This window comes from Rhizobium sp. P2_G2, assembly GCF_056403555.1.
This window is the reverse complement of record NZ_JBFUFF010000093.1, coordinates 1-26,001: the sequence shown is the minus strand read 5'-3', so window position 1 is coordinate 26,001 and position 26,001 is coordinate 1. Positions and strand designations below refer to the sequence as shown.

Annotated in this window: 21 protein-coding genes and 6 pseudogenes; 14 read left to right on the top strand and 13 right to left on the bottom strand. The window is 58.0% G+C overall.

Features of this window, described 5'->3' with window-relative positions:
- From AC1D06_RS34515 to AC1D06_RS34495, 5 genes and pseudogenes are all read left to right on the top strand, one after another.
- Positions 1-252 (top strand): annotated as a pseudogene (locus AC1D06_RS34515) (SOS response-associated peptidase family protein); the annotation flags it as partial.
- 32 nt (positions 253-284) lie between these two features.
- Positions 285-932 carry an SOS response-associated peptidase gene (locus AC1D06_RS34510; RefSeq protein ID WP_477990287.1) on the top strand — a complete coding sequence of 216 codons (648 nt, stop codon included), beginning with the start codon at positions 285-287 and terminating at the stop codon, positions 930-932.
- Between the two features lie 397 nt (positions 933-1,329).
- A complete protein-coding gene (locus AC1D06_RS34505) occupies positions 1,330-2,091 on the top strand; it encodes an ImuA family protein (protein ID WP_477990286.1) in 762 nt (253 codons plus the stop codon).
- Positions 2,006-3,529 carry a Y-family DNA polymerase gene (locus tag AC1D06_RS34500; RefSeq protein ID WP_477990285.1) on the top strand — a complete coding sequence of 508 codons (1,524 nt, stop codon included), beginning with the start codon at positions 2,006-2,008 and terminating at the stop codon, positions 3,527-3,529. Before AC1D06_RS34505 ends, AC1D06_RS34500 begins: the two co-directional genes overlap by 86 nt.
- The gene (locus AC1D06_RS34495) at positions 3,526-6,795 is read left to right on the top strand and encodes an error-prone DNA polymerase (protein WP_477990284.1); all 3,270 of its coding nucleotides are present in this window, start codon (positions 3,526-3,528) and stop codon (positions 6,793-6,795) included. The genes AC1D06_RS34500 and AC1D06_RS34495 overlap by 4 nt, the downstream gene beginning before the upstream one ends.
- A gap of 38 nt (positions 6,796-6,833) precedes the next feature.
- Here the strand turns inward: AC1D06_RS34495 and AC1D06_RS34490 are convergent.
- The 7 genes and pseudogenes from AC1D06_RS34490 to AC1D06_RS34460 all read right to left on the bottom strand — a co-directional run.
- Positions 6,834-7,067: pseudogene (locus AC1D06_RS34490) on the bottom strand (SRPBCC family protein); the annotation flags it as partial.
- Entirely contained in the window at positions 7,068-8,720 is a 1,653-nt protein-coding gene (locus tag AC1D06_RS34485) for an acetolactate synthase large subunit (protein WP_477990289.1), read from the bottom strand.
- 72 nt (positions 8,721-8,792) lie between these two features.
- A pseudogene (locus AC1D06_RS34480) lies at positions 8,793-8,933 on the bottom strand (IS630 family transposase); the annotation flags it as partial.
- Positions 8,934-9,415: 482 nt separating this feature from the next.
- The gene (locus AC1D06_RS34475; protein WP_477990283.1) at positions 9,416-9,985 is read right to left on the bottom strand and encodes an AAA family ATPase; all 570 of its coding nucleotides are present in this window, start codon (positions 9,983-9,985) and stop codon (positions 9,416-9,418) included.
- On the bottom strand, positions 9,982-10,629 hold the full coding sequence (locus AC1D06_RS34470) for an ABC-three component system middle component 1 (RefSeq protein WP_477990282.1): 648 nt from the start codon (positions 10,627-10,629) through the stop codon (positions 9,982-9,984). The genes AC1D06_RS34475 and AC1D06_RS34470 overlap by 4 nt, the downstream gene beginning before the upstream one ends.
- Complete coding sequence (locus AC1D06_RS34465) at positions 10,616-12,988, bottom strand: ABC-three component system protein (protein WP_477990281.1); 2,373 nt, start codon at positions 12,986-12,988, stop codon at positions 10,616-10,618. Before AC1D06_RS34465 ends, AC1D06_RS34470 begins: the two co-directional genes overlap by 14 nt.
- Positions 12,989-13,235: 247 nt before the next feature.
- Positions 13,236-13,814 (bottom strand): poly-gamma-glutamate hydrolase family protein, encoded by a 579-nt coding sequence (locus AC1D06_RS34460; protein ID WP_477990280.1) that lies wholly within the window; start codon positions 13,812-13,814, stop codon positions 13,236-13,238.
- Positions 13,815-13,920: 106 nt separating this feature from the next.
- On the opposite strand from AC1D06_RS34460, the gene AC1D06_RS34455 reads away from it, so the two are divergent.
- Genes AC1D06_RS34455 through AC1D06_RS34440 form a run of 4 tightly spaced genes read left to right on the top strand, consistent with a single transcriptional unit; the run spans position 13,921 to position 17,651 of the window.
- On the top strand, positions 13,921-14,502 hold the full coding sequence (locus tag AC1D06_RS34455) for a hypothetical protein (protein ID WP_477990279.1): 582 nt from the start codon (positions 13,921-13,923) through the stop codon (positions 14,500-14,502).
- Positions 14,499-15,872: a 7-cyano-7-deazaguanine synthase gene (locus AC1D06_RS34450; RefSeq protein ID WP_477990278.1), complete on the top strand. Its 1,374-nt coding sequence runs from the start codon at positions 14,499-14,501 to the stop codon at positions 15,870-15,872. Before AC1D06_RS34455 ends, AC1D06_RS34450 begins: the two co-directional genes overlap by 4 nt.
- 5 nt (positions 15,873-15,877) lie before the next feature.
- Positions 15,878-17,062, top strand: coding sequence for an ImmA/IrrE family metallo-endopeptidase (locus tag AC1D06_RS34445; protein WP_477990277.1), 1,185 nt, complete (start codon positions 15,878-15,880; stop codon positions 17,060-17,062).
- Positions 17,037-17,651 carry a PIN domain-containing protein gene (locus AC1D06_RS34440; protein ID WP_477990276.1) on the top strand — a complete coding sequence of 205 codons (615 nt, stop codon included), beginning with the start codon at positions 17,037-17,039 and terminating at the stop codon, positions 17,649-17,651. The genes AC1D06_RS34445 and AC1D06_RS34440 overlap by 26 nt, the downstream gene beginning before the upstream one ends.
- A 37-nt stretch (positions 17,652-17,688) precedes the next feature.
- Here the strand turns inward: AC1D06_RS34440 and dinB are convergent, their stop codons facing one another.
- Entirely contained in the window at positions 17,689-18,765 is a 1,077-nt protein-coding gene (gene dinB, locus AC1D06_RS34435; RefSeq protein ID WP_477990288.1) for a DNA polymerase IV, read from the bottom strand.
- Positions 18,766-19,456: 691 nt separating this feature from the next.
- On the opposite strand from dinB, the gene AC1D06_RS34430 reads away from it, so the two are divergent.
- On the top strand, positions 19,457-20,422 hold the full coding sequence (locus AC1D06_RS34430; RefSeq protein ID WP_477990275.1) for an HNH endonuclease: 966 nt from the start codon (positions 19,457-19,459) through the stop codon (positions 20,420-20,422).
- 114 nt (positions 20,423-20,536) lie between these two features.
- Complete coding sequence (locus AC1D06_RS34425; RefSeq protein ID WP_477990274.1) at positions 20,537-21,751, top strand: hypothetical protein; 1,215 nt, start codon at positions 20,537-20,539, stop codon at positions 21,749-21,751.
- A gap of 1 nt (position 21,752) precedes the next feature.
- Here the strand turns inward: AC1D06_RS34425 and AC1D06_RS34420 are convergent, their stop codons facing one another.
- Together AC1D06_RS34420 and AC1D06_RS34415 are read right to left on the bottom strand one after the other, a co-directional pair.
- The gene (locus AC1D06_RS34420) at positions 21,753-22,541 is read right to left on the bottom strand and encodes an NYN domain-containing protein (RefSeq protein ID WP_477990273.1); all 789 of its coding nucleotides are present in this window, start codon (positions 22,539-22,541) and stop codon (positions 21,753-21,755) included.
- Positions 22,542-22,726: 185 nt separating this feature from the next.
- A pseudogene (locus tag AC1D06_RS34415) lies at positions 22,727-23,174 on the bottom strand (SAM-dependent methyltransferase); the annotation flags it as partial.
- 133 nt (positions 23,175-23,307) lie between these two features.
- On the opposite strand from AC1D06_RS34415, the gene AC1D06_RS34410 reads away from it, so the two are divergent.
- Positions 23,308-23,703, top strand: a complete 396-nt coding sequence (locus tag AC1D06_RS34410; RefSeq protein ID WP_477990291.1) for a hypothetical protein — start codon at positions 23,308-23,310, stop codon at positions 23,701-23,703.
- A pseudogene (locus AC1D06_RS34405) lies at positions 23,669-23,811 on the top strand (IS6 family transposase); the annotation flags it as partial. The gene AC1D06_RS34410 and the pseudogene AC1D06_RS34405, both read left to right, overlap by 35 nt.
- Positions 23,812-24,032: 221 nt before the next feature.
- On the opposite strand, the gene AC1D06_RS34400 reads toward AC1D06_RS34405, so the two are convergent.
- Together AC1D06_RS34400 and AC1D06_RS34395 are read right to left on the bottom strand one after the other, a co-directional pair.
- On the bottom strand, positions 24,033-24,305 hold the full coding sequence (locus AC1D06_RS34400) for a hypothetical protein (protein WP_477990272.1): 273 nt from the start codon (positions 24,303-24,305) through the stop codon (positions 24,033-24,035).
- A gap of 347 nt (positions 24,306-24,652) precedes the next feature.
- On the bottom strand, positions 24,653-24,853 hold the full coding sequence (locus AC1D06_RS34395) for a hypothetical protein (RefSeq protein WP_477990290.1): 201 nt from the start codon (positions 24,851-24,853) through the stop codon (positions 24,653-24,655).
- A 16-nt stretch (positions 24,854-24,869) separates the two neighbouring features.
- On the opposite strand from AC1D06_RS34395, the pseudogene AC1D06_RS34390 reads away from it, so the two are divergent.
- Positions 24,870-25,380 (top strand): annotated as a pseudogene (locus AC1D06_RS34390) (ATP dependent DNA ligase); the annotation flags it as partial.
- Positions 25,381-25,466: 86 nt separating this feature from the next.
- On the opposite strand, the gene AC1D06_RS34385 reads toward AC1D06_RS34390, so the two are convergent.
- Positions 25,467-25,706: a hypothetical protein gene (locus tag AC1D06_RS34385; RefSeq protein WP_477990271.1), complete on the bottom strand. Its 240-nt coding sequence runs from the start codon at positions 25,704-25,706 to the stop codon at positions 25,467-25,469.
- Between the last annotated feature and the right edge of the window lie 295 nt (positions 25,707-26,001).

Genomic DNA, 26,001 nt, shown 5'->3' with positions numbered 1-26,001 from the left:
GTGTTCGCTGGCATGACAATGGATACCAACAAGCTGATCATGCCGTTCAACGAACGCATGCCGGTCCTGTTGCAAAAAGACGAATGGGATCGCTGGCTTCACGGCACGATCCAAGACGTCATTGCATTCCAGTTTCGCAAGCCGATGCCGTCGGAAATGTTCACTATCCTGCACAGCGGCGATCGCTGGCAGAGCGGCATCCCACCGCATGATCGGTATTCCAAGAACCGGAACAGTATGCTTAGCCTGTAGTCGCAAGGACAAACCGTCGAAAGGTTTATCGCATGTGCAATCTCTATACCGTCCGCAAATCGGCCGCCGAGGTGGCTGCACATTTTGGCGTCGCCAATCCGATCCAATCGAACGCCCCCGAGGAAGTCTATCCGGGCACGCCAGGAATGGCTGTACTCGAGCGGGACGGAGCGCGGGTGCTGCAGTCGATGGTTTGGGGTTTCCCGCTGCGGCTAAAGGACATGAAGCCTGAGGCCAAACCGAAGCCGGTCAACAATATCGCTGATCTGACGAAAGGGATGTGGATCGGGCTTGCACGCAAACCTCAATGGCGTTGCCTCATACCCGTTACGCATTTCGCGGAGGCGGAAGGTCCGAAAGGCGCAAAGACACGTACCTGGTTTAGCGTTGCTGGCGAGCCGATTTTCGCCTGGGCAGGACTTTGGTGTGTAAGTGACGAATGGGGACCGGTCTACTCGGGTGCGATGACTGATGCCAACGAGGCAATCGCCCCAGTTCACAATCGCATGCCCGTTCTGCTGCATCGCGATGAGTATGACCTCTGGCTCAATGGGAGCTTCGACGACGCGCTTGCTTTCCAGAAACGCGTCTTCCCTGCGGAATTGATGCAGATGGAAAAGACGAGCGAGCTCTGGGTCAAGAAAAAGTCGCCAGAGCCTGAGGGCTCGCTCCTCCTGTGAGGCAAATTGCAGCCGTCGGTTCTGGTTTTGCGTCGAGCTTCTGACGCGAAACACTGCTGAACAACTTATTCCCGTTGGCCACGTGGGCTGGGTTCACGTCTGGGCGATCAGGTTAGCCAGCCGTGCTGCGGCTGCGGCCGCGTCCGGTTTGGGCAGCAGCGAGCAGGACGGCAAGCCATCAAATTTGCCCGGATGCATATCGCTAAAAACTCTCCTCCTATGCCGCTGTAATCCATACGCGAATCCTCGAATATAGGACCACTCATACAAGTCGAACGACCGTTTCATCCAAATGAGTCGCTTGATGGTTGGTTGACTCCGCCTCTGTTTAAGAACAAAAAGAGAACATACAAGTAGTTCTCTACCGCTGAAAGCCCGGAAGGAGGTGCCATTTCGCATGCGTGACCACGCCGTCAACCCTGTTATCGCCGAGCTGCGCGAACGCATCGAGCGGCTGGAGGGCGGGGTCACGCGTGATCGCGCGGTCCTTCCTTTCGGCATCACTGCGATTGACCGGCGCCTGCCAGGAGGAGGGCTGGCATTGGGGGCGCTGCATGAGGTGGCCGGTGGTGGCAACGGTGCGATCGACGGGGCTGCCTCTGCACTTTTTGCCGCCGCTATCGCCGCACGCACCAAGGGCAAGGTACTCTGGTGCGTGACACGTGCCGATCTTTTCGCGCCGGCGCTGGCGCATGTCGGTTTGCTTCCCGGCCGCGTCATCTATGTCGAGGCCGGTGACGAAAAGGCGCTGCTCGCTTGCGTTGAGGAAGGACTGCGCCATGGCGGACTTGGTGCCGTCGTCGGCGAACTCGCACGCCTGTCGATGACGGCCTCGCGCCGGCTGCAGCTTGCCGCCGAAGCCTCAGGCACGATCGGCATCGCTATCCGCCGCTGGCGCCGACACACGGAAGCTTCAGACTTCGGGCAGCCGACAGCTTCCGTCACCCGCTGGCGGGTGTCCGTCTTGCCGTCCTCTCCCTTGCCGGTGCCAGGTGTCGGTCGCGCCCGCTGGCTGCTTGAACTCATCCGCTGTCGCGCCGGTGAAAGTGCAGATTTTGAAGTGGAGGCACCAGATGCCACGGGTCGTATCGCTCTTCCTTCCGATGTGGTCCACGGATCGCCTCAGACGGAAATTGGGCGACGCTATGCCGCCGCCTGAGACACCGCTCGTCCTGATCGGCCGCAAGCAGCGGCAACGTGTTGTTCTGGCCGTCGATCAGGCAGCACGCGCAGCCGGCCTGCGGATCGGCATGCCGGCAACCAAGGCGCAGGCGCTGGTGTCCGGTCTCGTCATCATGGACGCGGATCCGCTCGCCGATACCGAGGCGCTCGAACGGCTGGCGCTCTGGGCGCTGCAGCGCTATGCGCCGATCGTTGCCGCCGATCCGCCCGACGGCCTGGTGATCGACACGACCGGCGCCGATCACCTGCACGGCGGTGAGGAGCTGATGCTGTCGGGCATCGTCAACCGCTTCTTTCATTCGGGCATTGCGGCGCGCGCGGCTGTCGCCGACACCTGGGGTGCCGCCCATGCCGGCGCCCGGTTCCGGGCAAACCCGACGCTTGTCGTTCCACCCGATGCTCAGGCCGACGCTATCTGCGGCCTGCCGACCGCAGCCCTTCGGCTCGATCCCACCATCGTCACCGGTCTTCGCGTCCTCGGGTTCAATACGATCGGTGAGTTGGCCGGTCAGCCGCGTGCGCCGCTGACCTTGCGTTTCGGGCCGGAACTCGGCCGCCGTCTCGACCAGGCGATGGGGCGGGTCGCCGAGCCGATCGATCCGCTGCGCACGCCCGATCTGATCGAAGTCCGCCGTGCTTTCGGCGAACCGATCGCGGCGACTGAGACGATCGCGCGCTATACCGGCAAGCTCGTAGACCAACTCTGCCGCGTGCTTGAAGAAAAAGGCCTCGGCGCGTCTCGCGTCGATCTGTTGTTCCATCGCGTCGACAGCACGTTTCAGGCGATCCGCGCGGGAACGGCAAGGCCGGTCCGCGATGTCAAACGGCTGACGCGATTGCTTACCGATCGGATCAACACCATCGATCCCGGGTTCGGCATCGAGATCATGTCACTGACGGCAACCCATGCCGAGCCGCTGGTCGCGCGGCAGGTAATCTCGTCACTGGTCGAGGAACCGGAAGCCGATGTCTCTGGGCTGATCGACATTCTCGGCAACCGCATCGGCGAGCGGCGGCTGTTTCGTGTCGTGCCGGTGGCGAGCGACGTGCCCGAACGGTCCATCGCCCGTGTGGCGCCAATGACGGTGGACAATGGCGAGACCTGGCCGGATCACTGGCCGCGGCCGGCCCGGTTGCTCAAGCATCCCGAGCCGATCGAGACGATGGCGCTGTTGCCCGACCATCCCCCGGTCAGCTTCACCTGGCGCGGTAGCCGCAGGCGGGTCAAACGCGCCGATGGTCCCGAGCGCGTCTTCGGCGAGTGGTGGATGCGCGACGCCGAACTCGTCGCGGTCCGGGATTATTTCCAGGTCGAGGACGAGGCGGGCGAGCGCTACTGGATTTTTCGTGCTGGCGACGGTGAGCACGGCGAAACCGGCAGCCAAAGATGGTTCCTGCACGGGATATTCGGATGACGGCCGTTGAGCGATATGCCGAGCTGCAGGTCACCTCGCACTTCTCGTTCCTAAGAGGGGCATCCTCCTGTGAGGAATTGTTCGTGCGGGCGGCCGAACTCGGCATCGAGGCCTTGGCGATCGTCGACCGCAACTCGCTCGCCGGTATCGTGCGCGCCCATCAGGCGGCCAAGGATACCGGCATTCGCCTCATCGTCGCCTGTCGCCTTGATCTGACCGATGGCGTGTCGGTGCTCGTCTACCCGACCGATCGGCCGGCCTATGCGCGGCTTTGCCGTCTGCTGTCGCTTGGCAAGAAGCGCGCCGGCAAGGCAAAATGCCAACTCCATTGGTCCGATCTTGTTGCTTACGGCGAAGGCTTCATCGCGGTTCTCATCCCAGACCGGGCCGATGAGACCTGCGCCCTCAACCTGCGTCGCCTGCGCGAGGCCTTCGGTAATCGCGCCTATCTGTCCCTGACGCTGCGCCGCCGGCCGAACGATCAGATGCGGCTGCATGAACTGTCGATCATGGCGGCCGCGGCGCGCGTGCCGACGGTCGTGACCAATGATGTGCTGTTTCATATTCCGGAACGGCGCATCCTGCAGGACGTCGTCACCTGTATTCGCCACAACGTCACTATCGATGATGCCGGCTTTAGGCGCGAACGCCATGCCGATCGGTATCTCAAGCCACCGGAGGAGATGGCGCGGCTGTTCAGCCGCTATCCGGAAGCGCTCGCCCGCACGATCGAGATCATGGGGCGCTGCCGCTTTTCGCTTGACGAACTCGCCTATCAATATCCGGAGGAACGCTCGCATCCGGAGCTGACACCGCAGCAGACGCTGGAGCAGCTCACCTGGGAAGGGGCCGCCGAGCGCTATCCCGAGGGATTGCCGGATAAGGTGCGAGGGAGCCTCAAGCACGAATTGCGGCTGATCGAGAAGCTTGCCTATGCGCCATACTTCCTGACCGTGAACGCGATCGTCCGTTTTGCCCGCTCAAAGGACATTCTCTGTCAGGGCAGGGGATCGGCCGCCAATTCCGCGGTCTGCTATGTGCTGGGTGTGACCTCGATCGATCCAGATCGCAACGATCTGCTGTTCGAGCGCTTCGTTTCGGAAGAGCGGCGCGAGCCGCCCGACATCGACGTCGATTTCGAGCATGAGCGGCGGGAGATCGTCATGCAATGGGTGTTCGAGACCTATGGCCGCGATCATGCAGCCCTCTGCTCGACCGTCATCCGCTATCGCTCGAAGGGAGCGGTGCGCGATGTCGGCAAGGCACTGGGCCTGCCGGAGGATATGACCAAGATGCTCTCGTCGGGCGTCTGGGGCTGGGGAGAGGATGTCGGTGAAAAGCACGCCGCAGAGCTCAACCTCAATCTTGGCGATGGGCGCCTGCGCCTGACGCTCGATCTCGCCCGGCAACTGATGGGCGCCCCGCGCCATCTTTCCCAACATCCCGGCGGCTTTGTGCTCACCCGTGACCGGCTCGACGAACTCGTCCCGATCGAACCGGCGGCGATGGCCGATCGTCAGGTGATCGAATGGGACAAGGACGACATCGACATCCTCAAATTCATGAAGGTCGACTGCCTGGCCCTTGGGATGCTTTCCTGCATGAAGCGTGGCTTTGACCTGCTTGCCGAGCACAAGGGCATCAATCTCGATCTGGCGACCATCCCGGCCGAGGATCCGCGCACCTATGCGATGATCCGCAAGGCCGACACACTCGGCACCTTCCAGATCGAAAGCCGGGCGCAGATGTCGATGCTGCCGCGGATCAAGCCGCGCACCTTCTACGATCTCGTCATCGAGGTGGCGATCGTTCGCCCCGGCCCAATCCAGGGCGACATGGTGCATCCCTATCTCCGCCGCCGCGAGGGTAAGGAGAAGGTCATCTATCCCAAGCCGGAACTGGAGAACGTGCTCGGCAAGACGCTGGGCGCGCCGCTGTTCCAGGAACAGGCGATGCGGGTCGCGATCGAATGCGCAGGTTTTACCGCCGGCGAGGCCGACCAACTGCGCCGCGCCATGGCGACGTTTAAGCACACCGGTGGCGTTTCTAAATTCGGGCAAAAGCTGATCTCCGGCATGGTCGCGAACGGCTATGAACAGGAATTTGCGGAACGGACGTTCAAGCAACTCGAAGGGTTCGGCAGCTACGGCTTTCCGGAAAGCCATGCGGCCTCCTTTGCGCTGATCGCCTACGCCTCCTCCTGGCTGAAATGCTGGCATCCAGATGTCTTCTGCGCCTCACTGCTCAACGCCCAGCCGATGGGATTTTATGCGCCGGCCCAGATCGTGCGCGACGCCCGTAATCATGGCGTCGAGGTGCGACCCGTCTGCGTCAATGCCAGTCGATGGGACTGCACGCTGGAGCCGACGGATGACGAAGACCGGTTTGCCGTCCGGCTCGGCATGCGCATGGTCAAGGGTCTTGCCAATGTCGATGCCGCAGCGATGATCACAGCACGCGCCGATCAGCCCTTCGTCTCCGTCGATGATCTCTGGCGCCGCGCTGCCGTGCCGGCAGCCTCTTTGGTTCAGCTTGCTGAAGCCGATGCGTTCCAGCCGTCGCTGAAACTTGCCCGGCGCGAGGCGCTCTGGGCGATCAAGGCGCTGCGCGACGAGCCGCTACCGCTGTTTGCGGCCGCATCGGCGCGCGAGGAGCAGACGGTTTCGGAAATCGTCGAGCCGATGGTCGCCCTGAAACCCATGACGTCGGGCGGGGAGGTGGTCGAGGACTATGGTCATGTCGGATTGACGCTTCGAAACCATCCGCTGGCGTTCCTGCGGACTGATTTCAGCCGCCGGCGCATCGTCACCTGCTCAGAGGCGATGCAGGCGCGCGACGGAAAATGGCTGGAGGCGGCCGGCCTTGTTCTGGTCCGTCAGCGGCCGGGCTCTGCCAAGGGCGTAATGTTCATCACCCTGGAGGACGAAACCGGCATCGCCAATCTCGTCGTCTGGTTGAAAGTGTTCGAGAAATATCGGAGGGTCGTGCTCGGCGCGGCCATGATCGGCGTCTATGGCCGCATTCAGCGGGAAGGCGACGTCGTGCATCTCGTCGCCCACCGGCTGACCGATCTGTCCTCGGAACTCGGAAGCGTCGGGGACCGCGATATCGCGTTTCCGCTACCGCATGGACGCGGCGACGAGTTTCATCACGGGTCGCCGGCGCCGGATCCACGTGGGTTTCCGAAGGGGCCGCGAGCGAGAGATATCGTCGATCCTTATCTGTCACTCGATGCAATCAAGGTGAAGACGCGGGATTTCAGATAAGACAAGACGCGTCCCTGGTTCGAATCCTATCAAGACCTTCACTCTTTAGCATTCGGACGCGGAAATGATTTCCGCGTCGTCTTCAAGGTCGACAGCAGAGCGGCTTTGTAGCCCCTGTCGCTGTCGAACTGCCTCTGCTCTGCTTGCTCCTCGAGGCCATTAGGCTCCTTGTCGCGCAGGCCGAGGTAGCAGTAGAATTTGAGCTGCAGTGCGCCGATTTCATCCTCAAACAATTCGTTGATGATGGCGCCTTCACGCGGACCCGGTGATTTTTAGCCTGCCGCCGGCCGGTGATCCCCAAAGCGCTCCGCCAGCTCGTCAACCAGAACGCGCTTATTTTCCGAATATTCGATGGGCACGACCACAAGGTGAACCCCGCCGGTGGCGAACGCGTTCTCCAGCGCGGCTTTCTGATCCTTCACATCGCTGACGCGCGTGCCCTTGGCACCATGCGCTTCGGCAAAGGCGACGAAGTCCGGATTGGAGAACGTCATGCCGAAGTCGGGAAAGTGGTCGACAGCCTGTTTCCAGCGGATCATTCCGTAGGCATTGTCCTCGATGATCAGTACGACGAGATTGAGCTTCAACCTGACGGCCGTCTCCAGTTCCTGTGCGTTCATCATGAATCCGCCGTCGCCGCAGACCGTCATGACGCGGCGCTCGGGGTAAAGCAGGCAGGCCACCATGGCAGAGGGCAGGCCCGCGCCCATCGTGGCCAGTGCGTTGTCGAGCAGCAGGGTGTTGGCCATCCTCGTACGGTAGTTGCGCGCGAACCAGATTTTGTACATCCCGTTGTCAAGCGCGACGATGCCGTCGTCCGGCATGACCGCACGGATGTCATGGACAAGGCGCTGCGGTGTCGGCCGATCCTCTGTTGCCCGATCAGCGATCCTGGCGAGGATTCCGTCCCTGAGCGACAAAAGCGCCTGGGCATTCTTGAGCTTGCCGCGGACACGCTCACCAAGCTGCTTCAGCGACGGGCCGATGTCCCCGATGACTTCGATTTGTGGGAAATAGACCTCTTCGACGTGCGCCGGCTGATAGCCGACATGTATGACTTTTGGTCCGCCCGGTCCCATGACGAAGGGCGGCTTTTCCACGGTGTCGTGGCCGATCGTCAAAATGACGTCGGCTCTCTCGACTGCCTCGTGGACATAGTCTCGTTCGGTCAGTGCCGCCGTCCCGAGATAGAGCTCAGTGCCGCCCGGCACCGTACCTTTGCCCATCTGCGTGTTGAAATACGGTATTCCTGCGCGCACGACAAACTCGGCGAGGTCCGAGGTCGATCGTGGCCTCGACGCTGCCGCGCCGAGCATCACCAACGGACGCTCCGCGGCGACAAGCATCGCGGCTGCCCTGTCGAGAGCAGTGCCGCTGGCGATCGGCAGTTCGAGGTCATGTGGCGGAATCAGGTTCGGATCGCCACCGTCCTCTGCGGCGATGTCTTCAGGCAATTCGAGATGGACGGGACCGGGGCGTTCTTCTTGGGCAAGTCTGAACGCCTCACGAACTACCGTCGGGATCGTTGATGCGGAGACGATCTGACGGGAGGCTTTGGTGAGTGGCCTCATCGTCGCGACGATATCGACGATCTGGAACTGCGCCTGACGCGAGGAGAGAATACCCTTCTGGCCTGTGATCATAACCATCGGCATCGCGCCGAGCAGGGCATAGGCGGCTCCGGTGGTAAAATTGAGAGCGCCCGGGCCGAGGGTCGCCAGACACACGCCGGGCTTGCCCGTCAACCTGCCGTAGGTCGCGGCCATGAACGCGGCCGCCTGCTCGTGTCGTGTAAGTACCAGCTTGATCGAAGACGTGCGAAGCGATTCCACAAAGTCGAGATTTTCCTCGCCTGGAATTCCGAAAACGTACTCGACGCCTTCGTTCTCGAGTGCATCGACAAGCAGGTCCGATCCTTTAGCCATAGAGTATCTCCTTTTCGGACACCATGCTCCAGCCAATGCCGTTTTGAAACCTCTTAGAGCAAGTCCGCTTTTATCGGGATCATAGCCGGCTGCACGGAAATAGTTTGCACATTCGTTTGCCTGGAAGAGTTTGACGATATCGCCAACGGTATCCCACAAAGCTTCCACGGAGCGTTCTGCCTTTGCCCGTAGGTGTGCCTTGAGTTTAGAGAAAGGCGTTTTCGATCCCAAAGCGTCGAGCGATGTTTGGGCGACGCTAAGTCGATCAGTCAGCGCATCGAGTTTCACGGTCAACTCGTCAAGGTGTACGCGGGCCTGTGTCCTCCGGGGTGAGGCGGCCTCCGCCTCGAGCTGCAAAGCCAAGAGCGTCGCGTTGTGGGCAGAAATCTCGCCATCGACCCGCAGTTGTTCAGCAAGTAGCCGGCGGCCCTGTTCAAGGACCTCCTCTCTGCTGCGAACCAAAGCCTGGGCATTGTCCGCCAGTAACTGAAGGTCCGCGATCCGTAGATCAAGGCCGGTCGAGGGTGCCAACGGTACATTTCCGCCGAGGGCACGCAGCATCTCATCCCAGCTGGCGTAAAGGTCCCGCGCCTCCTGATCAGCCGTAAGGTCATCAATGGCGCCCTCCAGCTGGGCCGCTTGCCATTGTTGTTGTTCGTCGGAAAGGAGTCGCTCGAGTTCGCTTACCTGTCTGGTTAGTTCCTCCGACATGCGGCTAAGGTTTGCGCGGGAAGACTCGACCCGTGCCCGTGCAGCGCCTTTGCAAGTTCTGCTGCCCTATCACTTTGAGCTGGCCCTTTGAGAAATTCCCACCGTTCGCGCGCATCACGGTGTGTCATCCGAGTCGCCGTGGACTGTCCAAGGAAGTGCGTAAGCAAAAGATATCGATTGAGGTGACGGATTTCCGTTTTCCAAGATGGTGCCTTCAAAAAGGCCGTGACATCTGTGATGCCATCTCCATCGAGACCCGCCAGGGTTCGTCGTATCCAACCACCGTCGCTGAATTCGAGGCGGACATGTGTCGGATTTCCAGCAGGAGCCTTCCATCGGCGAAGATAGTTCCTCGGCTCCGTGGTCTTGGCCTCAGGATAATGGTCGACTCGATTGGTGAACGTCCATTCGAGACCGTCGAAAAGCGAAGACTTTCCTAGCCCATTTGCGCCGTGGACAACTAGCACGCCTGGCATCGATGGCAATGCGACCGTCAATTTTGAGAAGCTACGAAACTCCTGCAATTCTATCTCACTGAGATAAATAGGATTCATGTCGAAGGCTCCATTGCGGCTATCAACTGCTGGACCAGTGCTTCGGAGTCATTGAGGCCGCTTGCTGCCAATCGAACCCAAGTCTCTGCCTCCTCGCGACTTAGTCCCTTCATTTCTAACACTTTCTGAACCAGCTCTTCGTTCTGGTCCAGCGGCGCATCGCTTCGCGGCTGAGCCGTTGTCCAGGGGCGGGCGAGGAATGTTCGATCCCGAAAAGCGTCGAAAGAGGAACTGATGCCACTACGATCCGGCATCCAAACAAGCTTTCTACAGACGGATTCGTCGCGTTCAATCTTGTCGACTTGGCGGCGCCAATCGGTATCCGAAGGAGGCTCCTCGGCGACAAAAAGTATGTGCGCGTCGATGATCTGCTCTTTGCGCAAGTAAGATCGAGCGATAAGCATCTGGTTGTGCGCGGCTCGCAGGTCGGCGATGGAGTTCTCTTGAGGGGCGATAGAAATCTCCGCTGCCAGTACGGGATAACGTCCCAACATCAGCCCGCGCATATTCTCCAAAAAGCGCACATCGGCCTCAGTTTCGCGCCCACGAAATGCCCTGTTGGTCAAAGTCGGTTCGACTCGAGCCTCCCATTCCATCTCGCCGGCAGCGGCAATTAAACGAGAGCAGAGATCATCTAGCAACATTATCGCCCCCGAGACTCTTGTCCTGCCTGTCGCGCCACTCCGCGAACTCTCTCACGACCGCACTTCGCCAGTCGTCTTGTCCGGCTTCGAGGAGCCTTCGCCATTTGCGCGCTGCGGTGATCACAACGGGCGAAACCCGCTCCGGTCGCAAAAGCGAAGTTGGCCTCTCACCACCATCCGAGATTAGACCAGCATTGCGAAACATCTCTTCGCGCGCGCCAGCGAGTATCAACGCATCTACATTCCACGCGTCCGGATCCTCAAAATCATCGATGGGCTTTCCTGCGATATGCAAACAGCCTGATCCCAGCGCTACAGCATTCGTGCCAAATTGCAGATTTCCTGGGGAGCAAGTGGCGGGCAACAATGTCTGTCCTAGATGGGTGGCGAGCATGAGAACTACGGCGGCAACCAGGCCCGGCAAAGCGCCGTGATCCCCAGGCCACGGTTCTTTGCCCTCGAGTTCAACTTGGAAAAGAAGCCTAAGAAACTCCGATCGCAAAGCTGGAGACGCGTGAATCGATGCTCTCCACGACTTCCAGGTTGCATCGAAGCTGCTAGTGAGTGTCGCGTGGATTTCACCTATTCCCGGGCACTTGCCAGACACGATGACCGCCTGGATACCGAGATCAAGGGCGCGCAAGAGCATTTCGTCAACTGCTTGGTTGAGTTCGTCGGGTTTGGGAAGCGGTCGCGGCTCATAGGGCGTTGGGAAAGCGCCCAGAGATGAAACTGCCGCAGATATATCCTGCCACCGAGCATGATGTTCAACGACGGTTGCCAGACGAAGCTGTCCACGGCTCGCCAAGACAAGACGCTTCAATGGAGGCAGATAATCAGCAAGTTTGTCAGGCGGCAGCGCAAGTACCAACGTGATGGGTTCGCTCAGACTCTCGATTTTGCTCGCAACAGTCAAAAGATCCAACTGACCTTGCTGCATCGGCTCGTGGAAGGCTCGGTCCCAACTGACGAGGATGCGTTGGCGCCGATCTTTAGCTTGCGCTTCGCGCGCCTGTTTGGAAGGTAGGTCCGACATGGCATCGGAAAAAAGTCCGTCGAAATAATCGAAAGTCTCTGCGGCAAGCTGTGGAGGCTCGGTCCAATCAGGATGCGCAACGATTATCGCGCCATGGGCTTCCTTATAGGACGCAAAGGCTGCCGCGACGGGCGCATAACGAGCATCTTTGTCAGGCCCATGACGCACGATTACCTCATCGAAGTCTAACAAGAGAGCAGCGTCGTTAATTTGCGGCCCTTGAACGTTGAACACCGTGCCATTCTTATGGACTCCAGTTACTCTACCGGAACTAAACGACAACAGGCCTCCTTTCGCTTTGGCTGCTTCAACCACAGAGTAAACCATCACTTGGTTAAGGCGAGAGGCCATGTTCTTGCCGAGAATGGGATTAGCGTTGAAGACAAGCGAGCGGTCGTCGCGCAATCTCCGTCCAATGTGATCAATGATGCCGCGCTTCTCCAAGATCGGAAGCACTAGTGACTTAAAATAAGGCGCGAGGTCGGCGCCCTTTGACGCGACAGAGTTTTCTGCGGCTTGGACAGAATAAGCCAAATCACGACGCCCGGTTAGGTCAAGAAATTCTGACGTGAACTGAACGTGTTCGAAGTCCATCAAAAGAACACCTAGGAGATCCGTCAATCCTCCATCGCCGGTGCCACTTACAAAAAAGCGCCTTTTGTTCAATTCGACCTTACCACTGCCGGGGCCTGGGTCCCGCCAGTAGTCGATTTGCGGCGCGTCACCACAGATTTTCTCATCGCCGAAGCCGATTGCAACGATGACCTTGTCATAGAGTTGATCCTTCACACACCCGGCTTGGTTTAGGGTCAGCTGCCACTCTTCGCCGATCCTCTCCAAATTAGTGAGTGCTGTGTCTGTTTTTTTAACCAGCAGTTTGAACTCGGTAGCAAGCGAGTCGAAGGAGGTTTCAAGAGTTTTCCGAATGGAAGCCGCATTGTCAGCCCTCCACTCTAGAAATGGGAGCGTCGCGCTATCGAGGAGCGATCCACGTGTCGGCCACTCATAGATATGCGGATGGAGCAAACGCGACGATCCGCTCTGGAGTGGAATAACGCCGGCACCCTTCTCGATAAGATCAACACGGCAGCCGTGCATGGCGCAGGCGGCGGAAGCTGTGAGTCCAGCTACTCCTGCACCAACCACGGCAATACGTTCGTTCTTCTTCAGACGGCTTTTCATTGCCAGTGCGTGCACAAGTGATAGCGCCCGGACTTGCTGGGAATAGAAAGTAATGCGGTTTTCACAAGCGCCTAAGAAAAACAGATTAGGCGCGGTCGGAACCTCGCTCATCTGAACCCAGCGATCAAAGTCAATGGACAACGAAATACGTCCTCGCCATTTGGATCCACTCTTCTAACGAGAAGTGTTTCATTATTATTTGGCCTTAGGCAAGCAAAGGTTGATTGCACTGTTTGCGGTTTAGGACAAGGCCCTGCGCCTTCAATGGAAGCACACTGCTGCCGGAAACGCCGGACAAAATCCTAGACGCGGTTTCTGCGTTGCTAGGTTCTTAGACCTCTCTGCTTTAGGAACTACCCGTCCATCAATGACTCGGTTTGAACCGCACCTAGATGGAATGTCGGATTGCATCGACGAAGTCTGAAAGATTGGGACGTTCGCTGTTGCGCTCCGGATTTTTCAGCCTGTCTCTAAGAGCAATTGTCATTTCGAACTGAACGCCCATCCCGAAATGGCCGCGATTGCAGACGTTGGCAACGTTGGTGCCTTGCAGATCTGGATCGTTGTGGCGGGCTACCGCAAAACCGGCGTCCAAAAGATTTTTACCCATCTTCTCGATCAACTGCTGATGTCGGCCGCCCAGAAAGATGGTTTCTCCTTCTCCGGAGCAGCCATGGAATGCAATCGCAACCTCACTTTTACGGACAAGGGCATCACCTCTCGGTTCGTCGAAGTTTGTAGACGTGATGTGCAGATCCCGGTTTGCCGAATTTTTACGGCCTTCGAACAGGTAGAGACTCCAGGTATCCGACGCCACAGCTCGGGCAAGTTCGGACGTGCCGGATTCGATTTTGCCGCCATGCGGAGCAATGACGCACACGTCGCTGCCACGATCCAGAGCTGTAATCGAAAAGGCATCGGGTTCCGCATCTGCGAGGGCGGCGAAGTTGATATATTTGTCTTTCATGGACTCGCTCTTCGGTCGGTTGATCCAGCGTCGACGACTCGCTGATAAGATGAATGTTGACATGTCAGATAAATAATATCAACCTATCTGACATAAGGAGATTCGAATGAGCGACGGTCCCCATAAAAGTCTGCCCTTGCGACCGAAATACAAGAGACTCGCGGAGTGGGCCTACAAGCCTGCCTTTCCGGTCGAGCAGGTCTGCGAAGCGGCAGAGGCGGCAATTCTTCACGACGCACGCACCGAACTCGCGCCCATCGTTGCGCGCATCATCAGGATTGCCGACGGTGAGGACTTGCTGACGCGACTTCCTGGTTTTGTTCAGGAGCAGCTTCGAGCGTTGCGCGATGATCTAAGCCTTTCGCCTCTGGGGGCCAGCGCCATCGAATGCACGGTAATGGCTTTTCAGCAGGGGCTGCAGGGGAGGGAGGCCGTCCAGGAAGGCGTCGATACCGCTCTGCGAGAGCGTCTTGCTGCAAACGCGCGGACGACCGAAGAACACTACCTTGTCGAAGCGGGCCGGCGCGCGTCGCTCAATATCCGCGAGCGAATGAACGAGACCATGAATGCCATGGATGCAAACGGCTCGTTTTCTCGCATCGCTCGCTCTGTGATCGGAGACAAGACGGCGGCCGTCTCCCGCGCTCCTGTTGTGCGCGACAGTCTTGAGGAAGGAGTGCCGTTTTGAAAGTTCTTCAGGGAGAGTGCCCGCGGATCCGTGTCGCTGTGGTTGAGCGCGGTGCAGGTTCGATGCCATCGTGGCAGACGATCGAAATCGACAGCACGATCGTTTTCACGATGGAAGATCTTGATGACTATCGGACCAAGAACTGGGACAATCGCATCTACGATGTCATGGTCCTAATCGCTGCCGTCGAGTTTTGCGACAAAAGCTGCAAACGCCCGGCCTGGGGCTGGATGCGCCGAATTGAACTTCACTTGCCGGTTCATGACGTCGACCACTGGGAAACGCCGCAGGTAGGATCCGCGCTCATGTCAGCGCTTAAATTCCTGACGGGAGATGAGTGGCAGATTACCTTTCATAAACGTCGCTCGCCCATGGAAGATATCGGCCGGCAAAGCAGGCTTGAATTCGGCGACTCGTCCAAGGTCGTGACGCCATTCAGCGATGGTTTGGACTCGCGCGCCGTCACGGCGATGATGACGGCAGGCGGGCGCTCCGATCGGCTGATCCGTGTCCGTGTCGGTGCAAAAACCGATGACCGCCCCCGCACTGAACATCGAAAGGCACCGTTCCTGACGATTCCCTTCAAGGTCAAATCAGGAGACCGCCCTTTCGCCGAATCCACGGTCCGCAGCCGCGGTTTCAAATTCACGCTTCTCAGCGGGATTGCTGCCTATCTCCTCGGTACGCACGACATTGTCATGCCAGAGAGCGGGCAAGGCGCGCTTGGCCCCTCGCTTGTGCAAACCAGTCACGGTTATGAGGACTACCGCAATCATCCACTCTTCTTCGGGAGAATGGAGCGTCTTGTAGCGGCAATTTTCAATTATCAGGTCACCTATCGCCTCCCTCGACTTTGGAAGACCAAGGGGCAGACGCTGGGTGAATTTGCCGCCCTGCCGGTCAATCCCGATGAATGGGTAAGAACGCGCTCGTGTTGGCAGCAGAACCGAAATTCATCTGTTGATGGCAAGCGAAGGCAGTGCGGGATCTGCGCCGCATGCATGTTGCGTCGGCTCAGTTTTCATGCCGCCGGTTTGGAAGAGCCGAAGGAGAACTATATCTGGGAAGATCTGCGTGCCGGCGAGTTTACGAAGGGTGCGGCTTTTGGCTTCAACAAGATCACCGGAGCCATGGAACATTACGCGATCGCGGGCACTTTGCATCTTGATCATCTGGCGGATTTGCGCTCTTCACCCGTACATCGGAAACGCGTGGCCCGGCACGCCTGGTTTCTGTCTCAAGAACTTGGAATGACGCCAACGGAAGCCGAAGACGACCTCCTCGGCTTGCTCCAACAGCATGAAGTAGAATGGAAGGCTTTTATGAAGGATCTCGGACCCAAGTCGTTTGTAGCGCAGTGGCTGGCCTGACCGCAATGAGTGAGGTCAATGACCAACTGACGCAGGAGGAGCTCGGCGAGCGGCTTCGGCTCGCCCGCGAGAGCACCGGCAAAACGCAGGCGGATGCAGCCGAAGCGATCGGCGTAGCCAGAACCACGCTCGTTGCAATGGAAAAAGGCCAACGCCGCGTCAAGATCGGCGAAATGCAGCAACTCGCGCGCCTCTACGGGACGACCGCAAACGCGCTTATGCGGAAAGAATCGGTTCACATTGAACTTGTCCCGAAATTCCGCAAGCTCGCCGAAAATGAAGAGAGACCGGTGGCAGAGGCTGCCGAACTGATGGCGCAGCTCGTCCGTGCCGAGGTCGAACTCGAGAATTTGCTGGGTATCGAACATACTCGCAATCTTCCGCCCGAGCGCCGCATCCTGTCTGGTGACGTGCGGGAGCAGGCTGAGCAGCACGCATTGGAACTTCGTCACTGGCTAGGTCTGGGGCTGGCGCCTGTCGCCGATATTGTTTCGCTGCTGGAAATGCAAATGGGTGTCCGAGTCTATGCTCGCAAGCTTGCGGCAAAGATCTCAGGTCTGTTCGCCTTTGATGAAAAGGTCGGGGCATGCATTCTATTGAATGCAAATCACCCTCTTGATCGAAGAACCCAGACGGCCGCCCACGAGCTTGGGCATTTGGTGGCGACGCGAACGGACGCGGAAGTGTCTGAACTCGACGAGCTGGAAAATTCCCGCGAAGAAAAATATGCCAATGCATTCGCGCGGGGCTTCCTGACCCCGGCTCAAGCCGTGCGACTGAAGTTCGCCGAAGTTACAGCCGGCTCGACGAGCCTCACTCGCAGGCACGTCATCGTGCTCGCGCATATATTCCATGTATCCCGGGAGGCGATCGTTCGCCGGCTTGAGGAGCTCAAGCTCACGAAGAAAGGGACGTGGGACTGGTTCCTGGCCAATGGCAATATTACCGATGAGCAAGCTCGCCAGGTGTTAGGTGACGCCGGAAAAAGCGATCGCCTTAAGGACGAGGCCGCTTTGCCCGTCTCACTCAAAACGAGCCTGATGGCGTACCAGGCCGCCAAGCGCGGCATTCTCAGTGAAGGGCAGATCTCACGGCTCCTGCATCTCGACCGCATCCAGGTTCGCGATATTTTGAGTGACATCGACGCCGAGGAAAGCGGGGCCAATGCGGCAACCTCAATCCTCCGTTAGGTCACATGCGGCGATTGTCGTTGACACCAGTGTCATCATCAATCTCAACGCCACGGCCCATGCCACTGAGATTATCCGCGCATATGGCGTCACCTTATGCGCCAGTGATGTCGTACGCGATGAACTCATTCTTGATCGCATCAATGGAAGGAACGATGCCGAGTTGGCCCAGCGCCTCGTTCAGGAAGGATTGCTGGAGTTCCTGGCGTTTGATGAAGAGGCTGAGCAGTTGTTCGAAAGCCTCCTGAGTGGACCGGCGGAAATGACGCTTGACGACGGTGAGGCCGCCACGCTGGCGGTCGCCGTTTCGTTGAACCGAACTGCCGTAATCGACGAACGCAAGGCAATCAAGATCTCCGGCGAGCGATTCCCGGGCCTTGAACTCATGGCAACTGCCGACATCCTGCGTTCCGATGAGGTGTTTACCGCCCTCGGTTCCGAGCGTATCGCCGATGCTCTCTTCAGGGGACTGAAGGGTGCTCGCATGGCTGTTCCCGAGCGTCTCCATGATTGGGTGGTAGGGCTCTTGGGCGAGCGCATTGTTGAGTGCCGGAGCCTGCCGGCTGCCTTGCGCCAGGTCCGGAAGTAGCTCGATCTTGCAGTGGCATTCGCTCGGTGAGCCCGTCCTACAGTTCCAGCAGCAGCTGACCCTTTGCCACGCTGGCAATTGGTGTGAGAGACGAAAGCGTTACACCGAGAAGCCGCACCGGCTTTCTGAACGGGGCGACGGTCGTCAATAGCTGATTGGCAATTTCGAGGATGTCTTCGCCAGACGAGACCGGTACGTTCACGGTGCGGCTGCGGGTCGCTTGCTCAAAATCGGAATATTTGACCTTGAGTGTTACTGTCTTTCCGCTCAGTCTGTGTGACTGACAATGGCGCCACACTTTCTCGATCAATGGTGGGAGCTCATCGCGCGCGAAGTCTATCCGATCAATGTCTTCCATGAACGTATCTTCGGCGCCAACCGATTTTCGCTCTCGGTCAGCCCGAACCTCGCGACCATCGATCCCGCGGGCAATCCCGTAGAAATAGGGACCGCTTTTGCCAAAATGTTGCTGCAGGAAACCAAGTGATTTTGATCTTAGGTCAAGGCCAGTCTCAATCCCGTGTCGTCTCATTCGTTCGGCCGTGGCTGGCCCGACCCCGTGAAATTTATTCACCGGCAGCACTTCCACAAACCGCGGACCGTTTTTTGGCGTAATCACGAATAGGCCATCGGGTTTTCGTTGATCGCTTGCCATCTTTGCCAGGAACTTGTTGTAGCTGACGCCGGCAGAGGCCGTCAGACGAGTGACCTCCCTGATCTTGGCGCGGATTTCCTCGGCGATTGTTGTCGCGATGTCGATATCCTTGTGGTTTTCGGTTACATCGAGGTAGGCCTCGTCGAGCGAGAGCGGCTCGATGAGCGACGTGTACTCGGCAAAGATCTCTCGAATTTGATTTGAAACCGTTTTGTAGACATCAAAACGAGGTTTGACAAAGATGAGGTCTGGGCATTTGCGTATTGCGGTCACAGACGGCATCGCCGAATGAACACCGAATTTGCGGGCCTCGTAGCTCGCGGCAGCCACCACACCACGGGCTTCTCCATGGCCGACCGCAATAGGCTTGCCACGCAGGTTGGGATTGTCCCGCTGTTCAACGGACGCGTAGAAGGCGTCCATATCGATGTGAATGATTTTTCGCTGGGGCGGCTGCACAGCCACTATACGATGATTATGGTCCGACCCCTGACTAGGTGCATCGGTAGGAGTTGTGAAATCGTCAAACACGATAGTCACTCCTGTCGAGGAGTGTTACCGAGACAGAGCTCAGCGGGAGCGCCGAGAGGGGATTTTCGATCGCGGCCTTCCCCAGACATCAACCTTTTCTCCTCCACGAATCGCGGGTTTTCATCATTGAGCCGAATAGAACAAAAAGAGAACATATAGCATTTTCCAAGGGATGGAAATAGCGGTGTTTGGGGAGATTGGCGAATCCGATGTGGGTTTGAAGAGCCGGTTGCCATACTCGTTTATTTTCTGTTGCGCGCGAACGTATCGGGACAACATCGGGCTATTGCAACGGTCAGCGGCCGCTTGAGCAGGCTATCAAGCGGTTGGGAAGTCGAGGTATGCCGCATTGATCCCGCCGGGACGAAGCCCACTCGCTCCCGTGATGATCCTGAGCGATGCCGACAACCGCATCGTCGAGGAATCTGAGGCTGGTTTAAGATGAGTTTGCCGGACGGACGAAATATTTTGTCTCGCGGTATTCATTAGAATTCGGCGGCTGCAGCCGATTCGGCTGTGGGCGCGGAGTGACATCGCCATTGGAAAATGCTGATCTGCCTATTCTAGAGGAAGGCCCTTGAACCCACATTGCGGCCAGTTCTTAAATCCGGATGACCCAATGTCCTTGAACCCGTTCGATGAGACGCATCAGAAAGCGATCTCATTTTACACATCTCGTTATGCTCTGGCGACGCCGCTTTTCCTACGGCCAGGCCAAAAGCTTTTCGTGGGTAGTAAGGAACACCGCGTCTGCCGCTTTTGTAATCGTCAGAAACCCGAGGTGACGTTTCGTCACAAGGCGCACGCGATTCCCGAGCTCTTGGGAAATAAGGTGCTATTTAGCTATTACGAATGCGACGCTTGCAACGGGAACTTTGGCCGCGGCATCGAGAATGACCTTGGAAACTGGTCCAAGGTGAGCCGGAGCTTCGCGCGGATTGCGGGGAAGAACGGTGTGCCTTCGCTATATAAGTCCGCCAAGGAGCCAGGTTGGAGCATTCGTTATGACCCCAAGTTCGGTCATGACATCAAGCAGTATGAACATGATCCGGCTTTTGAAGTCGACGAGGTCAACCAGAGAATCATCTTCCATTTGGTTCGAGACCCTTACACGCCCGTCGCCGTTCTAAAGGCGTTCGTCAAAGTAGCCTTGACGCTCATGCCCGAGGAAGAGATCTCGCAGTTTTCTGAAGCCATCAAATGGATTGGCGAGATCGACCACTCCAAAAGCTTTCTCGATAAATTTCCGCTGATATGGACCTTTCTGCCCGGGCATATGCCCAACGACCTGATCACAGTCTGGCTGTTGCGTCGGAAACCCACCGTTTCAGACGTCCCTTATGCATTCATGATCTTGGCCTATGGAAACGATGTTTTCCAGGTCGCAATCCCGTCGCTGCAGCAGGATCAAATTATCAATGGCAAGAATATGATGATTCCGCCTTTTCCGACCCCAGGCAGTCCTAACCCCGAGCGGTATGGTCGCGGCATTACCAGGATGCTGAACCTGACGGGAACTAGTGTCGTTCGCGGAGAGAAGGAAAGATATGTGATGAGATATGAAACCAAAACGGACCCGGTCTAAGCCTTGGCATGGTCTGTGCGGTTAGAAGGTTCTCTAGCAATCGGCAGATGATAAGCGGTAACGTCGAGGCCAGATTCAAAACTGAGTATGGATGTACCGCAAAGGTGGGCGCCAATGAACGACGAATTCAAGAAGCTCTTTGAGTTCAGCCGCGAGATTGAAAGGGCAGGAAATCCTCTCAAGGACCTGCAAGAGTCGTTAAGAGTAGCGAGCGGACTTGGTCCCGGCGCAGATATGCAAGCGATGATGACGGAACTGACGTCTCGTTCAACGGAAGCTACAAGGATGTTTGCGGAGCTGCGCCAGACCCTGGGAGGCAGTGACGCCATCTCGGAGCGGGTACGCGGCCTCAGTGGCGCGGTTGCCAAGATCGATCAGGCGAACTGGAAAGGCGACGTGCTCGGCATTCGAGCACAACATGCTCAGTTCTCCGATCAACTGCGCGATCTGCAACAGCAGTTCCTTCTCCCCGATACACAGGCAATATCGGGTGCTGTCGCAGATTTGAAGCTCATAAATTCGACGATAGCCGAGCTCGGGGGTGCGAAGACGGTCGAAAGCCGAATGGCAGCGATGCGACTTGGCTGGGTCGATATCCACAATCACATGCTTTCGTTCCAGTCCTTCATCGACCTCCAGGAGGTCGGTCGCCTTTCCACATCGGCATTATCGTTCAGCGCTGACGTCTCCTCGCGTCTGCGGCTCGAACTTGGTGATTGGCGGGATCCGATCACCTTCAACGTTGCAGAGCTGGAAACAGCCGCCGGGCGCCTCGCATTGTATGACAGCAGGGGCTTTGACCCGCATCTGACGCATTTTTCCGAGCCGGCTTACCATGAAGCGGTTGTAATTGCCGGACTTGCTGTCGAGGAAGATGAACTACTGGAGGACGATGACGATGATTTCGTCGAGCTGAATTCCAGCGCTTATCGAACGCTTATTCGGTTCGAAAGGGAGGTGCGGGCGTTCATCGTCACCGTAATGAGCGGTGCCTTCGGGGATCAGTGGATGAACCAGCTGCCGCCCCTGGTCCGAGACGATTGGCAAGCGAAGCGGGAAAAGGCGCGCGCGGCAGGAGCCGTCGATATCCCGCTGATAGACTACGCCGATTTCACGCATTACAAACTGATCATCGAGAAGAGCGACAACTGGACTAAGGTTTTTAAACCCATTTTTGGTCGCAAGGAGGATGTCCAGGAATCCTTCCAGCGGCTATTTCCAGTCAGGTTGGCAACGATGCATTCCCGTTTCATCACACTTGACGACGACCTCTTGCTGAGATCCGAGACTACCCGTCTGATCAACACCATTCGCCGCCACTGCCGGTAATCTAGCGGTTGGCTTTCGGCCGGGTCATTCCCTTCAGACGGACCGTGACGATCTTCGGGCTGTCGCCGCTTCGCTCTACATCGACAATGCCGGAGGCCTCGACAAGATCGGTTAGGCGGGCAAAGCCGTAGTTACGGGCGTCAAAGTCAGAAGATTGTTTTGCTAGGTGGGCGCCGACACGCGCCAAGTTGGCACGGCCGTCTTCGTCGGCCGACGCCGTCACGGCGTTCTCAAGCATCTTCAAAGCGGCTGCGTCAAGCCTGGATTTTGCAGTTTCCTTGGCGGGCGTCGCCTTTGCCTTGGCTGCGGCAACGGGTCGTGCATCTGGGCGCGCCTCCGGTTCGACCGAACTGGCGTTGAGGACGTCGAAATAGACGAACTTGTCACAAGCGGTAATGAAGGGGCGAGGTGTCTTGCGTTCGCCGAAGCCATAGACCGTCATGCCCTGTTCGCGGATACGCGACGCAAGCCTTGCGAAATCGCTATCGCTCGAGACGATGCAGAACGCGGAAAAGCGTCCGGTATAGAGCAGGTCCATCGCGTCGATGATCATCGCGCCGTCCGTTGCATTCTTGCCGGTCGTGTAGGCAAATTGCTGGACGGGTTGGATGGAATGCTCCAGCAAGCACTCCTTCCAGCCGTTTAAGTTAGGCTTGGTCCAATCCCCGTAGATGCGCCTGACGCTGGCCGTGCCGTAGGTGGCGATCTCCGCCAGGAGCCCGCTGACGATCTTCGGCGAAGCGTTGTCACCGTCGATGAGGAGAGCCAATGTGTCGGATGTGCCGGTCATCTGTCGCACCCTTTGTTCCAGACAATCCTTGTGCCTTAATCCAGCACACTACTCCAGCCGACTTGAGAACGGTTTTAGAAATTTCTTCAGTCGGCAGATTGCCGTTCTTTTGGCATCGGAATCGCAAGTATCTCAATGAGCTCCAACACCATTGGTTGTTCGATGGGTCAACGGTTCGATTCCCATCAAGGCGGCGGCAGTGCGGATGCGGAAGAGCGGCCTGCCGGATTGCGCGCGGTGACGATCCACGCCACGCCGTCGATCATCACCGACCGCTCGCCGGAGCAGCCCGCGAAGGCGGCACGAACCGCTGCCGAGGCCCGGGCCCGGATGTCGTCTGGCTGATCAGCAAGCGCGCGACAACGGCACGACCTTGAGTTTCATCTCCACCGCGTCGTCGATCGCCGCGTCCCGCCCTCGCCGAAGGGGATGGAGGCATCGAATGGCGCGATAGCGATATCGGTGAAACCCGCCGCCGTCAGAATGGCGCGCCACCCGCCCCGGGCCGCCGAACAAGAATGGGCCGGGCGCTTCGGGATCGGGCGGAGGGGTCGGTGGGACGATGTCCTTGATCGCGCCCATCGGCAAACGCATCCAATCGTTCTCGGCTATGCCGGGCCAGCAGACGAAAGCGTCTGCTTCGCGCCGATCCACATTGCCACTGTCAAAGCTTTGAAGTACATCGTCAATTTACGCGAACTGCTGGGTCAGCGTAAATCGGCATTTCCACCGATGGAAATATCCCGTCAAACTGGGTCAGTTCTCAATGGAAATCAACATCGGCGGATTCATGATCGATGCGGATGTTGAAGCGTTGAATTTCGCCTTTGTTGACAATCTGCAGTCCGCGCTTGCAACGCCCAAAGCGTTGAGCATCATGCTAATATCCTTAGCGAAAAGAACGCCGCGGTCGGCGATCTGCGTATCGCGACCGAATACTGAAATGGCAAGCCCGCCTAGCTGCCCTTTCTTTGCCCCCTCCACCCGACAGACCTGTCACGCTGTCGGCGGCACCGATCATCATCTGATTACCAACGGTGGCTGGGTGTATAACCCAACTGAGTGCGATAGTGCGTGCCAAATAGATGGCCCGCACACTCTACAGGACGATAGTTACGTTGCCGGGACAGCGTCATCTACAGCGCTTCGTCTCGATCCATGATCCGATCGCCAATCTTTTCCACCCCCCAGACACGATATCTCCTCTCGCCATCACCGAGAACTGCGCGCTGCAGCGATGAATCTGTGGGCGCAAATCGCTCGGGCATGAACCGTCATAGTGCGAGCGGGCTACGATTGCCTCGCGCCCGTTAAGTTTACGATGCCCCATCCGCGTCTTTGTGCACGAACGGCACCCTCTGCGTTGGCGCGATACTGTATCGGGCGGGGACGTTCCGGCCGAACCAGCGATCAATCAACCGTTAAAGCCGAACCAACTCCGACTACGGTAGCATTTCAGTAAGGCGGCCACGCATTTCACAGTCCAGATGGTCAGCCGTTGTCGTTTGCCGGACTGATCAAAAGATACCCAAGCCGAGTCAGATGAATATTGTTGCCTGTAACGCTTATCCATCCACAATTCACTGAAGTGATGAGGATGGCCTCCATTTCGTCCAGACCGAACCCTCGATCGAAACCATAATTCACGATCGCATCAACCGGCGCGCCGTCGCCCGTCCTCATTCCGGCATCCGCCATAAATCGCAGCACAATTTCATTTCGCAATTCGATTTCAAAAATCCTTTTGCATCGAAGCTTGAACACGGGCGGTCCGGAGGATGAGGCCGAACCACAACGATTCGCGGCGCCGGGCGGTACGCAGGACGCTGCACCCGTGCTCACACAATCGAGCACTGATAAGGTAGTCTTTGCAACAAGAAACTTCAGTAAAATTGTAGTTCTACACTAGGAGCGTGCGAAATCGTACATTGGCTCCGGTTTCTGATACTTCACGCCACCACCCGGAATCTGAGCGAAGCTTGTCAGTTGATTGCGCAGGGTCCAGGGCGGGTTTACCGCCATCCCTTCAACACTATCCGCCCCCCCAGCCGTGTACAAGACCCACGCGAACCCCTACGCGGTGGGCTTTTTTGTCTCCGCTTAGGCTGCGGTTAGGCTTGCCGACTGGATTGAAGTGCGGCGGCCTCACAGCAATAGATGAATAGGCGGCCTCGATCCGTGATGCCTTGGCGGAACGCCTGAAATACGAACTCCGCGAATTCGTCTTTGTTGAGAAGCGTGCGGTGGAACCACGGTTCGGCGACAATCGCGTCGAATACATCTTGCACAACTTCCATCTCTTCCGGCAGCATCGCTAAGCTTCGGTGCGGCTTGGTTTTGATCGGCGAGCGGACCGGCGCGATCCGGTTATCTGAGACGATCGAAGTCGACGGCGATGAGCTCTTTGCGCAAGCGTGTTCGCTCGGGCTCGAGGGCATAATTGCCAAAGACGATAGCAAACCCTACCGCTCCGGACGGACCGGAGACTGGCTCAAGATCAAATGCGTCCAATCGGAAAGCTTCCTGATCATTGGCTATGAGCATGGCGCCAAGTTTGGCGGTATCGGTCGGCTGCTGTTGGCGGCGCGCACAGTCGGCGGTGTCGGTACCGGCTTCACCAGCGCGTCGGCGACGAAGCTTCGAAAGCAGATGGACAAGATTGCCGTCCCTGCGCCCGCGGTCGACACCGGCAAGAAGCACCCGAAYGTGACGTAGGTTCGGCCGGAGCTGGTCGCGGAGATCGAGTTCCGTGCGTGGACGGAATGACGGCGAGCTTCGGCATGCCTCGTTCAAGGGGGTGGGCGAGGCAGCCGACGTCGGTGATGTGTTCAGTTTGTGACAGCGCTTGTCGATCCTTTTGAATCCGCACCATCGACCCGACGAGCAGAACGGCATAGGTGCCAGGAGCGTTCGTCCCGACAGGGCCTATATCCACGTAAAGCGATGTTGCTTCGTCTTGTGGAACAGGGGCGGGCAGGTCGGGTTCCAGGTTCTCGGATCCCTGCACATCTCCCGTTCTTCTTGGCTGGGTTGGAAGTCGTTGCCGTCGGAGTTATTCTGTCCGCTATGATCATGTCCACCTTGGCCGTTGCCTCCCGCATAGGCGGTAGGTGACGCCAGCAGCAGCGAAGCGGCAATCGACATGGCGAAGTAATGCGTCTTCATCTCGGAGCCCTTGTGCGTTGTCGTGTGGCCCAACAGGCGCGGCGGAGAAGGGTTCCAGTCTGGGCGGCGATTGGCATAAACTCAGAAATGGCACACATCCGGTACCGCGATAGGTACAGGCGCAGACCTCTGTGCTCTCGATATAAGGCGGAGCCTAGGCCGTAAACTCATAAACGGGCTTCCCCTTTGGGTTTGACGGTGATTCAAGGCTGCCATTGATTTGGGAGCCTAATGATGACCCGTCGCCGCCATGAGCTGACTGATTTGGAATGGAATATTATCGCGCCTTTGTTGC

Coding starts and splice junctions, on each gene's coding strand:
- AC1D06_RS34510 (WP_477990287.1), top strand. CDS start 285: ATGTGCAATCTCTATACCGTCCGCAAATCGGCCGCCGAGGTGGCTGCA.
- AC1D06_RS34505 (WP_477990286.1), top strand. CDS start 1,330: ATGCGTGACCACGCCGTCAACCCTGTTATCGCCGAGCTGCGCGAACGC.
- AC1D06_RS34500 (WP_477990285.1), top strand. CDS start 2,006: ATGCCACGGGTCGTATCGCTCTTCCTTCCGATGTGGTCCACGGATCGC.
- AC1D06_RS34495 (WP_477990284.1), top strand. CDS start 3,526: ATGACGGCCGTTGAGCGATATGCCGAGCTGCAGGTCACCTCGCACTTC.
- AC1D06_RS34485 (WP_477990289.1), bottom strand. CDS start 8,720: ATGGCTAAAGGATCGGACCTGCTTGTCGATGCACTCGAGAACGAAGGC.
- AC1D06_RS34475 (WP_477990283.1), bottom strand. CDS start 9,985: ATGAATCCTATTTATCTCAGTGAGATAGAATTGCAGGAGTTTCGTAGC.
- AC1D06_RS34470 (WP_477990282.1), bottom strand. CDS start 10,629: ATGTTGCTAGATGATCTCTGCTCTCGTTTAATTGCCGCTGCCGGCGAG.
- AC1D06_RS34460 (WP_477990280.1), bottom strand. CDS start 13,814: ATGAAAGACAAATATATCAACTTCGCCGCCCTCGCAGATGCGGAACCC.
- AC1D06_RS34455 (WP_477990279.1), top strand. CDS start 13,921: ATGAGCGACGGTCCCCATAAAAGTCTGCCCTTGCGACCGAAATACAAG.
- AC1D06_RS34445 (WP_477990277.1), top strand. CDS start 15,878: ATGAGTGAGGTCAATGACCAACTGACGCAGGAGGAGCTCGGCGAGCGG.
- AC1D06_RS34440 (WP_477990276.1), top strand. CDS start 17,037: ATGCGGCAACCTCAATCCTCCGTTAGGTCACATGCGGCGATTGTCGTT.
- AC1D06_RS34430 (WP_477990275.1), top strand. CDS start 19,457: ATGTCCTTGAACCCGTTCGATGAGACGCATCAGAAAGCGATCTCATTT.
- AC1D06_RS34425 (WP_477990274.1), top strand. CDS start 20,537: ATGAACGACGAATTCAAGAAGCTCTTTGAGTTCAGCCGCGAGATTGAA.
- AC1D06_RS34420 (WP_477990273.1), bottom strand. CDS start 22,541: ATGACCGGCACATCCGACACATTGGCTCTCCTCATCGACGGTGACAAC.
- AC1D06_RS34410 (WP_477990291.1), top strand. CDS start 23,308: ATGGAAATCAACATCGGCGGATTCATGATCGATGCGGATGTTGAAGCG.
- AC1D06_RS34395 (WP_477990290.1), bottom strand. CDS start 24,853: ATGCTGCCGGAAGAGATGGAAGTTGTGCAAGATGTATTCGACGCGATT.
- AC1D06_RS34385 (WP_477990271.1), bottom strand. CDS start 25,706: ATGAAGACGCATTACTTCGCCATGTCGATTGCCGCTTCGCTGCTGCTG.